Origin of the sequence: Caulobacter sp. CCNWLW153, assembly GCF_036889365.1 — a bacterium.
Lineage (GTDB): Bacteria > Pseudomonadota > Alphaproteobacteria > Caulobacterales > Caulobacteraceae > Caulobacter > Caulobacter radicis.
This window is the reverse complement of the sequence record NZ_JBAKFV010000004.1, coordinates 267,419-279,853: the sequence shown is the minus strand read 5'-3', so window position 1 is coordinate 279,853 and position 12,435 is coordinate 267,419. Positions and strand designations below refer to the sequence as shown.

General features: G+C 70.6%; 14 protein-coding genes. 5 read left to right on the top strand and 9 right to left on the bottom strand.

The features are described from left to right. The first annotated feature begins 13 nt into the window (after window positions 1–13). Window positions 14–2,380 (top strand): transketolase, encoded by a 2,367-nt coding sequence (locus tag V6S85_RS08855; RefSeq protein ID WP_334348717.1) that lies wholly within the window; start codon window positions 14–16, stop codon window positions 2,378–2,380. A gap of 122 nt (window positions 2,381–2,502) precedes the next feature. On the opposite strand, the gene V6S85_RS08850 is transcribed toward V6S85_RS08855, so the two are convergent. From V6S85_RS08850 to V6S85_RS08840, 3 genes are read right to left on the bottom strand one after another with little or no spacing between them, the layout of a single operon-like run. Next, window positions 2,503–2,865, bottom strand: a complete 363-nt coding sequence (locus V6S85_RS08850; protein WP_116570090.1) for a nuclear transport factor 2 family protein — start codon at window positions 2,863–2,865, stop codon at window positions 2,503–2,505. Between the two features lie 2 nt (window positions 2,866–2,867). Further along, window positions 2,868–3,230: a nuclear transport factor 2 family protein gene (locus V6S85_RS08845; RefSeq protein WP_116489424.1), complete on the bottom strand. Its 363-nt coding sequence runs from the start codon at window positions 3,228–3,230 to the stop codon at window positions 2,868–2,870. Further along, entirely contained in the window at window positions 3,227–3,781 is a 555-nt protein-coding gene (locus V6S85_RS08840; RefSeq protein WP_334348716.1) for a c-type cytochrome, read from the bottom strand. The genes V6S85_RS08845 and V6S85_RS08840 overlap by 4 nt, the downstream gene beginning before the upstream one ends. 288 nt (window positions 3,782–4,069) lie before the next feature. Between V6S85_RS08840 and V6S85_RS08835 the strand changes: the two genes are divergently transcribed. Both V6S85_RS08835 and V6S85_RS08830 read left to right on the top strand, forming a co-directional pair. Beyond that, window positions 4,070–4,561, top strand: coding sequence for a GcrA family cell cycle regulator (locus V6S85_RS08835; protein ID WP_116570088.1), 492 nt, complete (start codon window positions 4,070–4,072; stop codon window positions 4,559–4,561). Between the two features lie 34 nt (window positions 4,562–4,595). After that, window positions 4,596–4,796, top strand: a complete 201-nt coding sequence (locus V6S85_RS08830; protein ID WP_058350547.1) for a hypothetical protein — start codon at window positions 4,596–4,598, stop codon at window positions 4,794–4,796. A gap of 177 nt (window positions 4,797–4,973) precedes the next feature. On the opposite strand, the gene V6S85_RS08825 is transcribed toward V6S85_RS08830, so the two are convergent. Then, the gene (locus tag V6S85_RS08825; RefSeq protein ID WP_334348715.1) at window positions 4,974–5,564 is read right to left on the bottom strand and encodes an alpha/beta hydrolase; all 591 of its coding nucleotides are present in this window, start codon (window positions 5,562–5,564) and stop codon (window positions 4,974–4,976) included. Between the two features lie 222 nt (window positions 5,565–5,786). On the opposite strand from V6S85_RS08825, the gene egtB reads away from it, so the two are divergent. Further along, entirely contained in the window at window positions 5,787–7,946 is a 2,160-nt protein-coding gene (gene egtB, locus V6S85_RS08820; RefSeq protein WP_334348714.1) for an ergothioneine biosynthesis protein EgtB, read from the top strand. 149 nt (window positions 7,947–8,095) lie between these two features. Here the strand turns inward: egtB and V6S85_RS08815 are convergent, their stop codons facing one another. Further along, a complete protein-coding gene (locus V6S85_RS08815) occupies window positions 8,096–8,305 on the bottom strand; it encodes a KGG domain-containing protein (protein WP_058350544.1) in 210 nt (69 codons plus the stop codon). A 9-nt stretch (window positions 8,306–8,314) separates the two neighbouring features. After that, entirely contained in the window at window positions 8,315–8,482 is a 168-nt protein-coding gene (locus tag V6S85_RS08810; RefSeq protein ID WP_165829092.1) for a hypothetical protein, read from the bottom strand. A 252-nt stretch (window positions 8,483–8,734) separates the two neighbouring features. Here V6S85_RS08810 and V6S85_RS08805 point away from each other — a divergent pair, with 252 nt between their 5' ends. Next, entirely contained in the window at window positions 8,735–9,274 is a 540-nt protein-coding gene (locus tag V6S85_RS08805; RefSeq protein WP_334348713.1) for a DUF1345 domain-containing protein, read from the top strand. 6 nt (window positions 9,275–9,280) lie between these two features. On the opposite strand, the gene V6S85_RS08800 is transcribed toward V6S85_RS08805, so the two are convergent. From V6S85_RS08800 to V6S85_RS08790, 3 genes are all read right to left on the bottom strand, one after another. Next, window positions 9,281–10,063 carry a hypothetical protein gene (locus V6S85_RS08800; protein ID WP_334348712.1) on the bottom strand — a complete coding sequence of 261 codons (783 nt, stop codon included), beginning with the start codon at window positions 10,061–10,063 and terminating at the stop codon, window positions 9,281–9,283. A gap of 91 nt (window positions 10,064–10,154) precedes the next feature. Next, window positions 10,155–11,621, bottom strand: coding sequence for an ATP-binding protein (locus V6S85_RS08795; protein ID WP_116570084.1), 1,467 nt, complete (start codon window positions 11,619–11,621; stop codon window positions 10,155–10,157). Next, complete coding sequence (locus tag V6S85_RS08790; RefSeq protein ID WP_101711996.1) at window positions 11,618–12,385, bottom strand: response regulator; 768 nt, start codon at window positions 12,383–12,385, stop codon at window positions 11,618–11,620. The genes V6S85_RS08795 and V6S85_RS08790 overlap by 4 nt, the downstream gene beginning before the upstream one ends. Between the last annotated feature and the right edge of the window lie 50 nt (window positions 12,386–12,435).

The window sequence follows — 12,435 nt, the reverse complement described above, 5'->3', positions numbered from 1 at the left end:
CGGGTGAGGAAGCATGGCTGACGGGTCTCTGACGGCCAAGCGGCAGGAAATCGCGCTGCTGCGGCGTCTCGAGGAACGCATTCTCTGGCTGGCGTCGTGGACGATCCACAACGCCAACCACCTTCGCGAAAGCCGCGACGGGCTGAAGGTCGGCGGTCACCAGGCCTCCTGCGCCTCGATGACCACCCTGATGACGGCGCTCTACATGAAGGCGCTGCGGCCGCAGGATCGGGTGGCCGTCAAGCCGCACGCCAGCCCCGTCTTCCACGCCATCCAGCACCTGTTCGGCCGCCAGAGCCTGGACAAGCTGAAGGCCTTCCGCGCCCTGGGCGGCGCGCAGTCCTATCCCTCTCGCACCAAGGACGTCGACGACGTCGACTTCTCGACCGGCTCGGTGGGCCTGGGCGTGGCGGTCACCGCCTTCGCCTCGCTGGCCCAGGACTACCTGGCCGCGCGGGGCTCGGTGAAGCCCGAGAGCATGGGGCGGATGATCTCGCTGCTGGGCGACGCCGAGCTGGACGAGGGCAACATCTACGAAGCCCTGATCGAGGCCTGCAAGCACGACCTGCGCAACACCTGGTGGATCGTCGACTACAACCGCCAGAGCCTGGACGCGACGACCAAGGACCGGATGTTCACTCGCTACGGCGAGATCTTCGAGGCCGCCGGCTGGACCGTCGAGACCCTGAAGTGGTCCAAGCGCCAGCGCGAAGCGTTCGAGCGGCCGGGCGGGGCGGCGCTGAAGGCCTGGATCGAGACCGCGCCCAACGACCTCTATTCGGCCCTGACCTATCAGGGCGGGGCGGCCTGGCGCGAGCGGCTGGCCACCGACCTGGCCGGGGACCCCGACGCCCTGGCGCTGATCGGCGCATACAAGGACGTCGACCTCGGTGAGCTGATGACCGAACTGGGCGGCCACTGCCTGGAGACGATCCTGGAGGCCTTCGAGCGGGCCTCGCGCGACGACGCCCCCCGGTTCTTCATCGCCTACACCGTCAAGGGCCTGCGGTTGCCGTTCCAGGGCCACAAGGACAACCACGCGGGCCTGATGAACCCCACCCAGATCGCCGAGCTGCGCGAGCGGCTGGGCGTGGTCGAGGGCGAGGAGTGGGACGCGCTGTCGGGCCTGTCCTCGGCCGAGCGCACGGCCCTGAAGGGCCTCGTCGCCCGCGCGCCCTTCGCGGTCGCCAACGATCGCAACTACACGGCGGCGACCGTGGCGACGCCGACGCCGGACGAACTGCTGTCCGCGGTGGCCGCCAAGGGGGAGGGAAGCGGCGAGCAGTCGACCCAGGCCGCCTTCGGCAAGGTCATGTTCGACATCGCCGCCCGCAAGGACGAGTTCGCAGGCCGGGTGGTGACCACCTCGCCGGACGTGACGGTGTCGACCAACCTGGGCGGCTTCGTGAACCGGCGTGGCGTGTTCCATCGCCGGGCCCACGAGGACGTCTTCAAGCGCCGCCGCATCCCCTCGGCCCAGGTGTGGTCGATGGGCGAGACAGGGCAGCACGTCGAGCTGGGCATCGCGGAGAACAACCTGTTCATCGCCCTGGCGGCCCTGGGCCTGACCGCGCCGCTGTTCGGCGAGCGCCTGTTCCCGATCGGCACGCTCTACGACCCCTTCATCGCCCGGGGCCTCGATGCCCTGAACTACGCCTGCTACCAGGACGCCCGCTTCCTGCTGGTCGCCACGCCCTCGGGCCTGACGCTGGCCCCCGAAGGGGGCGCGCACCAGTCGATCGGATCGCCCCTCATCGGCATGAGCCAGCCAGGGCTGGATGCTTACGAACCCGCCTTCGCCGACGAGACGGCGGTGCTGATGGCCCACGCCTTCGAACGGATCCAGGCCGCCGACGGGTGCTCGACCTACCTGCGCCTGTCCACGCGCTCGATCGCCCAGCCCGAACGCGGCGACGCGGCCTGGAAGCAGGGCGTGGTCGAGGGCGCCTACTGGCTGAAGCCCCCGGCCCCGGATGCGCGCCTGGCTATCGTCTACAGCGGGGCCCTGGCCCCCGAGGCGCTGGAGGCGCACGCGGCGCTTCTGGAGGACGAGCCGGGGGCGGGCCTGCTGGCCGTGACCTCGGCCGACGTGCTGCACCGCGACTGGACCGCCGCCGGCCGCTCGCGCTGGACGCTGGGCGAAAAGCAGGTCTCGACGGTGGAGCGGCTGCTGGCCGACCTGCCGCGCGAGGCGGGCCTGGTGACCCTGGTCGACGGCGCGCCGGCGACGCTGTCCTGGCTGGGGTCGGTGCATGGTCACCGCCTGCGGGCGCTGGGCCTGGAGACCTTCGGCCAGTCGGGGGATTTGCCGGATCTGTATTCGAAGTACCGTCTCGACGCGGAGGCGGTTCTGGACGCCTGCGCGGACCTGCTGGCTTAGGGGGAGGGCCCCCTCCGGCCCTCTGGGCCACCTCCCCCCAGAGGGGGAGGATCTGGTCAACGGGATGCTCCCCCCTCTGGGGGAGCTGTCGCGGAGCGACTGAGGGGGCCGCCGAAGGCGGTCTACCGCGTACCAGGATCCGGCAGCGGGTCGATCCCCACGATAAGGTCGTCGCGGATCAGGTAGGCGATGATGGCGGTGTTCTGCGACCACAGGCGGCCGTCGGGGCGGCGCAGGGCGATCTCGACGTCGGCATGGACCCAGCCGTCGGTCTGGCGGCGCACGCGCATCAGGCTGATCTCGACGCCGGCCATGGCGAACTGGCGCTCGAAATAGCCTCGCGCGGCCTCCAGGCCCACCACTTCGCCGCCTTCCAGCACGTTGGCGAAGGCGACGTCGGGATGCAGCTGGGCGACCACGGCTTCGAGGTCGCGGCGGCGCGTCGCCTCGAAGTGCCGGGTCAGCAACACTTCCGCCTTCGCCATGCTTACGCCTCGTCCAAACGCTCGACGATATCCATGCGCGACACGCGCTCGCCTTGGAACGTGTAGATATGTCGCACGCAGCTGTCGGACCAGAGCCGGCCCTCCAGGTTATGCACAGTCTGGTTCGTGGCGACGGAAACGCGACCGTCCTCCAGAACCGTGAACTCCATGGGCGCGGCCTCGACCCGGACCATGCCGTCGCGCCGCGCCCAGAAGGCCCGCATCGCCTCGACCCCCACGACCCGGCCGCCGCCGATCTGGTCTGGCCAGTCGACGGCGGGATCCAGCTCGGCCGCGAAGGCGTCGAAGTCGCCCTTGTTGTAGGCGTCGTAGAGCCGGGTCAGGAGGGCGATGCGGGGTGTCATGGGGCCGATGGGGCGGGGGGCGGCGTGGCGGGGGCTGTCGCCGTTGCGGGCTCGGGCGTGTAGCCGGTCTCGACCTTCAGATAGGCGATCAGGTCGATCCGGTCCTTGGGATTGGACAGGCCCGCGAAGGTCATCTTGGTGCCCGGCAGGAAGGTGCGCGGGTTGTCGAGCCAGTGGTCCAGATGCTCGGCGTCCCAGGTGAAGCCGGCGTTCTTGACGGCGTCCGAGTAGGCGTACTTCGGATGGGTCCCGGCCTTGCGGCCGAACACGCCGTAGAGGTTGGGACCGGTCATGTTGGGGCCGCCCGGCGTGATCGTGTGGCACGAGCGGCAGAGGGCGAACTTGCTCTGGCCGTTCAGCAGGTCGCCGGTGTTGTAGGGGGCGGGGAGGGCGGCCAGGGCGGCGGCCTTCTCGGCGGGGGTCGGAGGCGGCGCGGGCGGTGGCGCGGCGGCGCCTTCACCGGAGGTTTCGCCGCCCTTCGAGCAGGCGGCCAGAGACAGGCTGATGGAAAGGCAGAGCGTCGCGGTGGCGACGACGGTGAGGGTACGCATCACAATCCCCGTAGGCGTTATGTCGCAAGGCTTGCGACGCCGCGCCGCATTCAAATCCAAGCCGGTTTCTGACCCGTGAATTCATCGCGGAACGACGTTATTCGGTCAAGGTCTTGCCGCAGTTCAAAACGGCTCCCTGCGACATCGTCTGCTATCCACCGGGATTCGTTCGGAAAATGTGATTTCGAGAACCGTGGGTATGCACGGAAGAATTTGACCGTCGTTAACCATGATTCTACCGAAGAAGGGCGGGGGCTGATCCCGCACCCTTAAGAAGCGGAAACCGTCATGGACTGGAACGAGGAACGTACCGCCACGCTCAGGAAGTTGTGGCTCGAAGGGTTGAGCGCCAGCCAGGTGGCGCGCCAATTGGGCGGCGTCAGCCGCAGCGCCGTCATCGGCAAGATCCACCGCCTGGGCATCACCGTCCGCGAAACGCCGGTGCGCCAGCGCGCCGTCACCGTCCGGGTGTCGCGCCAGGCCCCGCGGGCCCGCACCAGCGCCCCGGCCCAGGCTCGTCCGGCCGCCCGGGCCCTGACCTCGGTGATGGAAGAGCTGACCCCCACGGCCGGCATTCTCGACCTGTCGATGCACTCGTGCCGCTGGCCGATCGGCAATCCGGACGCCGGCGACTTCGGCTTCTGCGGCCGCGAAACCACCAGCAAGCGCGCCTCGTACTGCCCCGACCACACCCAGGGCGCCTTCCGCCGCTTCCAGAGCTCGGCCGACATCGACGCCTGGACCCGCCAGAGCCTGCCCCAGGAACGTCGCGTCCTCTGACGCGCCCTTAAGCCCTCTCAGAGAGAGACATCCCATGATCCTCATCGAGAACGCCGCCGGCAGCAGCCAGGTGATCACGATCATCCAGGAATTCGCGGGCCACTCGGTCTCGCGCGACCTGCAGCCGGGCGACGCCGCCCGCATCCCGGTCGGCCAGTTCAAGTCGATCGTCGTGCGTGAGACCTATCCCGAAGACTGGATGAGCCGAGTGCGCAGCCGCCAGGCCGCCGCCTGAGATTCGACCAGCGGTACGATCTTCGCGGAACAGCGCGCTCGCCCGTAGGGAGGCTGGAGCCAAGCGCTGAGGATCGCGAAGCCGGACCGGCGCAGTACGTCTAGACAGTCCGCGTAAAGAACGACCCCCGCGAACCCGGTTCGCGGGGGTCGTCTTTTGTCAGGCCCGGGACAAGCCTCAGACTTGGGGCGAGGCCGGCGCGGTGGCGCGGATCAGCTCGTTCAGCAGCAGGCGGCCGCGCGGCCAGGCGCCGTGGCCGGAGTCGACGTTGATGTGGCCGGCCCGGCCCAGGTCGACGAAGCGCGAACCCCAGCCCCGGGCGAAGGCCTCGGCCCGGTCGATGGCCACATAGGGGTCGTCGCGGCTGGCCACCACCAATGAAGGGAAGGGCAGGCGCGGGCGGGGGATCGGCGAGAAGCCGATCAGCAGGCGCCCGGCCGGGCCCTCGCGGTTGACGTCGGCCGGCGCCACCAGCAGGGCGCCGCGCACGCCCCGGCCGCCGGTCACGTGGGCCAGGTGGCAGACCAGGGCGCAGCCCAGGCTGTGGGCCACCAGGATCGCGCCGGGCCGGCTGCGCACGGCCTCGGCCAGGCTGATGGTCCAGTCGCCCAGGGCGGGCCGCTCCCAGTCGACCTGGTCCACGCGCTCGGCGTTGGGCAGGGCGCGCTCCCAATGGCTCTGCCAGTGGTCGGGGCCGGAGTTGTAGAGGCCGGGCACGATCAGGATCGGCGGATCGGCGGCGGGATCGGGCGACGAGATGAAAGACATCGCTGAACTCTTCAAGACGGGACCGCGCGAAGCGGATTTGTGCTGCTTGTCGCTCCCGCGAGGCGGGAGGATCAAACCAGATCAATTCAATAGGAATTGAGAAGTGCTGATGACACCATGCTGGCAGCAGGCCGCCTTGCCCTCGATCCGGGGAACGCCCAAGCTCGCGATCCGTTTTGGACAACGGCCCGCGCGCGGGGCCGGACAACGCCAGGAGCGTGCATGAGTCCCGACGACACCTTCGTCCTGACGTCCGTCGCCGAGGCCGCCGATACGCCGCTGGCCCGCTATCGCGCCGTGCGCGAGCGGACCGAGGCCCTGGCCGCGCCGCTATCGCCCGAGGACCAGGCGGCCCAGTCGATGCCCGACGCCAGCCCGACCAAGTGGCACCGGGGCCATACGACCTGGTTCTTCGAGACCTTCCTGCTGGCCCCGTACGCGCCGGGCTACAAGCCGTATGACCCGGCCTTCGGCTACATCTTCAACTCGTACTACGAAGCCATGGGGCCGCGGCAGCCGCGGCCGCAGCGGGGACTGCTGACCCGGCCCTCCTGCGCCGAGGTCGGGGCCTATCGCCGGCACGTCGACGCGGCCATGGCCCGGTTGCTGTCGGGTCCGCTGTCGCCCGAGCTGATGGAGCGGCTGGACCTGGGCCTGGCGCACGAGGAGCAGCACCAGGAGCTGCTGCTGATGGACATCCAGCACCTGTTCGCCCAGTCGCCGCTGTATCCGGCCTATCGCGAGCGCCCGGATCCGCCGCGGCCGGCCGTCCCGGCGCCGGGCTTCGTCGGCTTCGAGGGCGGTCTGGCGACGATCGGCGCGGACGAGGGGGTCTTCGCCTTCGACAACGAGCGGCCCCGCCATCGCGTGTTCCTCGAGCCCTTCCGCCTGGCCGACCGCCTGACCACCAACGGCGAGTGGCTGGGCTTCATGGAGGACGGCGGCTACGAGCGGGCCGAGTTCTGGCTGTCGGACGGCTGGGCCACGGTCCAGGAGCAGGGCTGGCGTGCGCCGCTCTACTGGCGCCAGGACGAGGACGGCGCCTGGAGCGAGTTCGGCTTGGCCGGCCGCCGGCCGTTGGATCCGGCCGCGCCGGTGGCCCACGTCAGCTATTACGAGGCGGCCGCCTTCGCGGCCTGGGCCGGCGCGCGCCTGCCCACCGAGGCCGAATGGGAGCTGGCCGCGCGCTCCGGCAAGGACCTGCGTCAGATGTCGGGCGAGGCCTGGCAGTGGACCGCCAGCGCCTATGCGCCCTATCCGGGATTCCGGGCGGGGGCAGGGGCCCTGGGCGAGTACAACGGCAAGTTCATGGTCAACCAGATGGTCCTGCGCGGCGGGGCGGCGGGTACGCCGCCGGGCCATGCGCGGGCCAGCTATCGCAACTTCTTCCATCCCGCCCTGCGCTGGATGTTCTCGGGCGTGCGCCTGGCGCGCGACGGGGCGGGCGGCCGCGAGAAAGCCATGGACGCCGGATTCCGCGAAGACGTGCTGGCCGGCCTGACCGCCAGCCCCAAGAGCCTGCCCAGCAAGTATTTCTACGACGCCGAGGGCTCGCGGCTGTTCGAGGAGATCACGGTGCTGCCGGAATATTATCCGACCCGCACCGAGACGGCGCTGCTGCGCCGCATCGCGCCCGAGATCGCCGCCCGCATTCCGGAAGGCGCGGCGATGATCGAGTTCGGCAGCGGGGCCAGCACCAAGACCCGCATCGTGCTGGACGCCGCGCCGCAGCTGGCCGTCTACGCGCCGATGGACATCAGCGCCTCGGCCCTGGACGCGGCGGCGGCCGCGATCCGCGCCGACTATCCCAAGCTGGCCGTAGCGCCGGCCGTGGGCGATTTCACCCATCCGCTGGGCTTGCCGGCCGCCGCGCGCGGCCGGCCGACGGTCGGCTTCTTCCCGGGCTCGACGATCGGCAATTTCCCGACGGACGAGGCGACCGCCTTCCTGGTCGCGGCGCGCGAGTTGCTGGGGCCGGGGGCTCTGTTCGTGGTCGGGGCCGACATCGCCAAGGGCGAGGACGTGCTGATCCCGGCCTATGACGACGCGGCGGGCGTGACCGCGGCGTTCAACAAGAATCTGCTTGTCCGCATCAATCGCGAACTGGAAGGCGGCTTCGACCTGGCCGCCTTCGCTCACCGGGCGGTCTGGAACGCCGTCGAGAGCCGGATCGAGATGCATCTGGTCAGCCTGCGCGACCAGACTGTGAAGATCGCCGGCCGGTCCATCGCCTTCGCCGCCGGCGAGACCATCCACACCGAGAATTCCTACAAGTACGACCCCGACGCCTTCGCTTCGATGGCGCAGAAGGCCGGTTGGCGCGTCGAGGCGCGCTGGATCAGCGAGGCGCCGGCGTTCGGCGTCTTCGCGCTTCGCTCCTGAGAAGCGGAAAAGAAGAAGTCGCGGCCGGCCGCTGGATGGCGGACAGCCCAAGAGCCCGGATCGGCAAGACCGATCCGGGCTCTAAAATCCTGATACGTGCGCCACCACCGTCGGCTGCGTCGCCCGTCCCCCCCTCGGCCGCGGCATTCCTAGAGGTCGCGAGCGCCGAGGCGGCCGCCGCCACGCGACGAGGAACCGCCCTTGCGGCCGGCATTGGCGGCCAGGTCGCGGTCCTTGGCGAAGCTGCGCTTCTCACTGGGGACGCTGGCGCCGCCCTTGCGAGCTATCTCGCGGCGGCGTTCCGGATCCATGGCGGCGAAGCCTCGGCGGCCGCGGGGCCGTTCGCTGTCGAGGTCCATGTCTTGCTCCTAATCGGGACTGGTAACGGGAGGGAACGGGGCCGGAGCGGCGTCATAGGGCCGATCGTCGCCCGGCTGCACCGGAGGCGGCTGCAGCGGGACTTCGTCGGGCGTCGAGCCCGGCGGATCGTCCGGCGTTTGCGGCTCCAGCGGAGGCGGTGCGTCGGGGTCGGTCATGGCGTCGTTCCAGTGTTCCGGTGAAGTAACCGGTGAAGCCGAGTTCGGTTTCACGTGTCAGGCGAGACAAATGCAGCGTTAAGGACGATTGTCTGGGGAAAAGGCAGGCTGAGAGCGATGCGCAAGAGCACCTTGGAAGGTGGTAAATCCTCATTAATTACAAGGCACTGGAGGCTCTTTGTCGGCGTTCTGGCGGGGCTTCTTGGATGGCTTTTCGCCCGCCAGATAAATCTGCCCGAAAGCACGCATATTTTGATCGGGTGGGACTTCGGCGCCGCGATTTACGCCGTTCTGCTGTGGCGCCTGTTCCTCACCGCCGACGAGGCGACGCTGCGGGCCAAGGCGGCGGCCGAGGACGAGGGACGTTCTTTGATCCTGCTGATCGTGCTGTCGGCGATCGCCGCCAGCCTGGCCGCGGTGGTGGCCGCGATGATCGGGGCGCGCGCGCAGGCGGCCTTCGCCAGGAACCTGACGGCGGCCTGCGCGGGGGTGACCCTGGTGCTGTCGTGGATCGTGCTGCACTCGGTGTTCGTGCTGCACTACGCCCACCGCCATTTCGGCGCGGGGGCGGGGAAGGGCGGGTTCGGCTTTCCCGGCGAGCCGGCCCGCACCTACAAGGACTTCGTCTACCTGGCCTTCAGCATCGGGGCGACCTTCCAGGTCTCCGACAACGACGTGCGCACCGGGGCGCTGCGCAACCTGGTCACCGCTCACGCCGTGACGGCCTATTTCTACAACACCGCCATCCTGGCCCTGGGCATCAACATCATCGCCGGGGTGGTGGCGGGGTGAGGGGCGCTAGCGGGGCGGGCGGCGGCCGCCCTTGCCGCGCCGGCCGCCTTCGCGCGGATCTTCCTCGCCGCTCATGATGCGCTGGACGCGGGTCTGGGGCAGTTCGGCCAGGGTCAGGCGGCCGTCGCCGTCCTTGTCGAGCAGCTTGAAGCGGGCGTTGGCCGCGCGGGTCGCCTCGTCGCGGGTGATGCGACGGTTGAAGTCGGCGTCGGCGCCCATCACCGGCTGGGGCTCGGCCAACAGGGCGTAGGGCGTGGCGCCCAGCAGCATGTTGCCAAGGCCGCCGTCGCGGCGGGGGCGCGGACCCTCGCCGTCGGGGCCGTCGCCGCCCGAGGGCGGGGCCTGCTGCGGCATGGCCGAGGCCTGGACGATCTCGGGGGCGATGTCGCGTTCGTAGGCCGAGACCTCGAAACCGTCGAGGACGCCCGACCTGTCGGTATCGAGCCTGTCGAAGAAGCGCAGGGAGTCGGCGACGAACTCCTCGCGGGTCAGCACGCCGTCGTGGTCGGCGTCGGCGCCGGAAAGCCACAGGGCGACCGGGTAGGGCTGGCCCGGATCGGCGCGGAACGGCTCGCCGGCCGGGCTGATGAACACCTGCTTGCCGCCGCCCATGCGCGGGCCGCTGGGGCCGCCGGGGCCGCCTTCGCCCGGAGGCGGACCGCCGCCGAAGCCGGGACGGCCGCCCGGACCGCCGGGGCCGCGGCCGCCCGGTCCATCCGGCGGGGCGTGGCCGCAGGCGGCGAGCGAAAGGGCGGCGAGGGCCAGGAGAGGCAAGGCGCGTGCGGTCATGGAAAGAAGCTCCTTCCCTCCGCTTGAAGCCCCGCCGCATTGCGCGGTTATGTCGTCACGGCCGCGCTTGATTGCGCGGCCGCAACAGACGTCAGGCCGGCAGGATCACGCGGGCCCGCAGGCCGCCTTCGGAACGGTTCAGCAGGGTCACGTCGCCGCCGTGGGCCCGAGCCAGCGAGCGGACCACGGCCAGGCCCAGGCCGATGCCGCCGGTCTCGCGATTGCGCGAAGGCTCGCCCCGGAAGAACGGCTCGAACACGCGCTCGAGCTCGCCGGAAGGCACGCCGGGACCGTCGTCGTCGATCTCCAGGATCGCGCCGCCGCCCTGGCGATAGACCCGGCCGCGCGCGGCGCCGCCGTACTTGAGGGCGTTCTCGACCAGATTGGTGACCAGGCGCTTGAGGGCGATGGGGTCGCCCTCGATGACGATCCTCTCGCTCTCCTCGGCCGTGGCGTCGCCGCCGGTCTCGGCCGCCTCGTCCATGACGCTTTCCAGCAGCGAGGCCAGTTCCAGCTTGGTGCGCTCGGCCGGACGGCTGGTGTCGCGCACGAAGGCCAGGGTAGCCGAGATCATGGCCTCCATCTGGTCGATGTCGCTCTCCAGCTTGCTGCGGACGTCGTCGGGCGTGGTCTCGATGCGGAAGCGCAGGCGGGTCAGCGGGGTGCGCAGGTCGTGGGCCACCGCGCCGATCATGGCGGTGCGGTCCTCGACGTAGCGGCGCAGGCGCTCCTGCATCTCGTTGAAGGCGTTGGCGGCGGCGGCCACCTCGGCCGAACCCGACAGGCTGAGCGGCGGCGCGCGCGGGTCGCGGCCCAGGCGCTCGGCGGCGGCGGCGAAGGCGGTGATCGGGCCGGCCAGGCGACGGGCGAACAGCCAGGCCAGCGGCGACACGGCGACGACCGACAAGACCAGGATCAGCAGGATCCGCACCTGCCAGGTGTCGCGCAGGACGGTGAACTTGGGCTCGACCACCAGCCAGCGGCCGTCGGTCTGTCGAATGCCCAGCTCGAAATCGCCGAACAGGAAGGGCTCGTCGCGCATGACGGCCGCGATGCGGTCAGCGAGGATCTGGACGCCGGGAGGCTTCGGGCCGGCCGCGCCAGGCGGCGGCGGCGGAGGGCCGCCGGGGCCGCCTGGCCCAGGACCGGGGCGCGGACCGCCAGGACCTGGCGGGGGCGGCGGCCCCTTCTGCCGGGCGGTGCGGACGAAGAAGCGGGGGCCGTTCTCGGTGCGGATCGAGATCCGGTCGACCGGCACGTTCAGCTCGCGGCCGATGGCGGCTTTGAACTCGGCGCGGCGCTGGGAGTCCTCGCCGTCGGGCTTGATGCTGGCGCGGTGGCGGACCGTCAGGGGGCGACCGTCGCGGGGATGCACGGTTTCGCCGGTCTTCAGCGCCCGGCTGATCTCGCTGAGCTTATAGAGCTCGGGAGGCGGGGGCGGCACGTTGAACACGACCGCCACGCAGATCAGGATCGTAGCGACCAGTGTGACGAGCGCCAGTCCCAGGGCCTGGGCGAACAGGGGCGCGCCGCCGCGCCCCGGGACTGCGAACTTCATGGCGTGCGGGTGACCTTGGGCGTGAACATGTAGCCCTCGCTGCGGATCGTGCGGATCAGCTCGCCGCCGCCGCCGTCGTCGAGCTTGCGGCGAAGCCGGCTGATCTGGACGTCGATGGCGCGATCATAGGCGTCGCTGTCGCGGCCGCGGGCGAGATCGAGCAGCTGGTCGCGGGTCAGCACGCGCTGCGGGCGTTCGACGAAGGCGCGCAGCAGCGAGAACTCGCCGCTGGAGAGATTGACCACCACCGACTGCGGCGAGCGCAGTTCACGGCGGACGAGGTCGAGGCGCCAGCCGGCGAACTCGCAGGCAGCCCCCATGGTGTCGTCGCTGGAGCGCGGCTCGGTGCGGCGGCGCAGCACGGCGCGCACGCGGGCCAGCAGCTCGCGCGGATTGCACGGCTTGGGCAGGTAGTCGTCGGCGCCGAGCTCGAGGCCGACGATGCGGTCGGTCTCCTCGCCCATGGCCGAGAGCATGATGATGGCGGGGCCGTCCTGGGCGGCCAGGCGGCGGCAGATGGCCAGGCCGTCTTCGCCCGGCAGCATGACGTCGAGCACCACCAGGTCGACCGGGCCCTTGGCCAGGGCCTGCTCCATGGTGCGCGCGTCCTGGGCCGTGTCGACGACATAGCCATGGCGGACGAGGAAATCGGACACGACGTCGCGGATGCCCGGATCGTCGTCGACGATCAGGATGCGGGCGCCGGCGCCCTTGGCGGTGTCCGCGACGGCGGCGGACGAGGCGGTGGTCGGGGAGGTCTCCATGCCGATGGTCCTTTCATGCCCCTGTCACCGTCAGATTTCACGCTTGCAAC

What these genes read in the sequence shown, in the direction of transcription:
- V6S85_RS08855 (WP_334348717.1), top strand. Translation starts at nt 14, where the DNA reads ATGGCTGACGGGTCTCTGACGGCCAAGCGGCAGGAAATCGCGCTGCTG.
- V6S85_RS08850 (WP_116570090.1), bottom strand. Translation starts at nt 2,865, where the DNA reads ATGGCGAAGGCGGAAGTGTTGCTGACCCGGCACTTCGAGGCGACGCGC.
- V6S85_RS08845 (WP_116489424.1), bottom strand. Translation starts at nt 3,230, where the DNA reads ATGACACCCCGCATCGCCCTCCTGACCCGGCTCTACGACGCCTACAAC.
- V6S85_RS08840 (WP_334348716.1), bottom strand. Translation starts at nt 3,781, where the DNA reads ATGCGTACCCTCACCGTCGTCGCCACCGCGACGCTCTGCCTTTCCATC.
- V6S85_RS08835 (WP_116570088.1), top strand. Translation starts at nt 4,070, where the DNA reads ATGGACTGGAACGAGGAACGTACCGCCACGCTCAGGAAGTTGTGGCTC.
- V6S85_RS08830 (WP_058350547.1), top strand. Translation starts at nt 4,596, where the DNA reads ATGATCCTCATCGAGAACGCCGCCGGCAGCAGCCAGGTGATCACGATC.
- V6S85_RS08825 (WP_334348715.1), bottom strand. Translation starts at nt 5,564, where the DNA reads ATGTCTTTCATCTCGTCGCCCGATCCCGCCGCCGATCCGCCGATCCTG.
- egtB (WP_334348714.1), top strand. Translation starts at nt 5,787, where the DNA reads ATGAGTCCCGACGACACCTTCGTCCTGACGTCCGTCGCCGAGGCCGCC.
- V6S85_RS08815 (WP_058350544.1), bottom strand. Translation starts at nt 8,305, where the DNA reads ATGGACCTCGACAGCGAACGGCCCCGCGGCCGCCGAGGCTTCGCCGCC.
- V6S85_RS08810 (WP_165829092.1), bottom strand. Translation starts at nt 8,482, where the DNA reads ATGACCGACCCCGACGCACCGCCTCCGCTGGAGCCGCAAACGCCGGAC.
- V6S85_RS08800 (WP_334348712.1), bottom strand. Translation starts at nt 10,063, where the DNA reads ATGACCGCACGCGCCTTGCCTCTCCTGGCCCTCGCCGCCCTTTCGCTC.
- V6S85_RS08795 (WP_116570084.1), bottom strand. Translation starts at nt 11,621, where the DNA reads ATGAAGTTCGCAGTCCCGGGGCGCGGCGGCGCGCCCCTGTTCGCCCAG.
- V6S85_RS08790 (WP_101711996.1), bottom strand. Translation starts at nt 12,385, where the DNA reads ATGGAGACCTCCCCGACCACCGCCTCGTCCGCCGCCGTCGCGGACACC.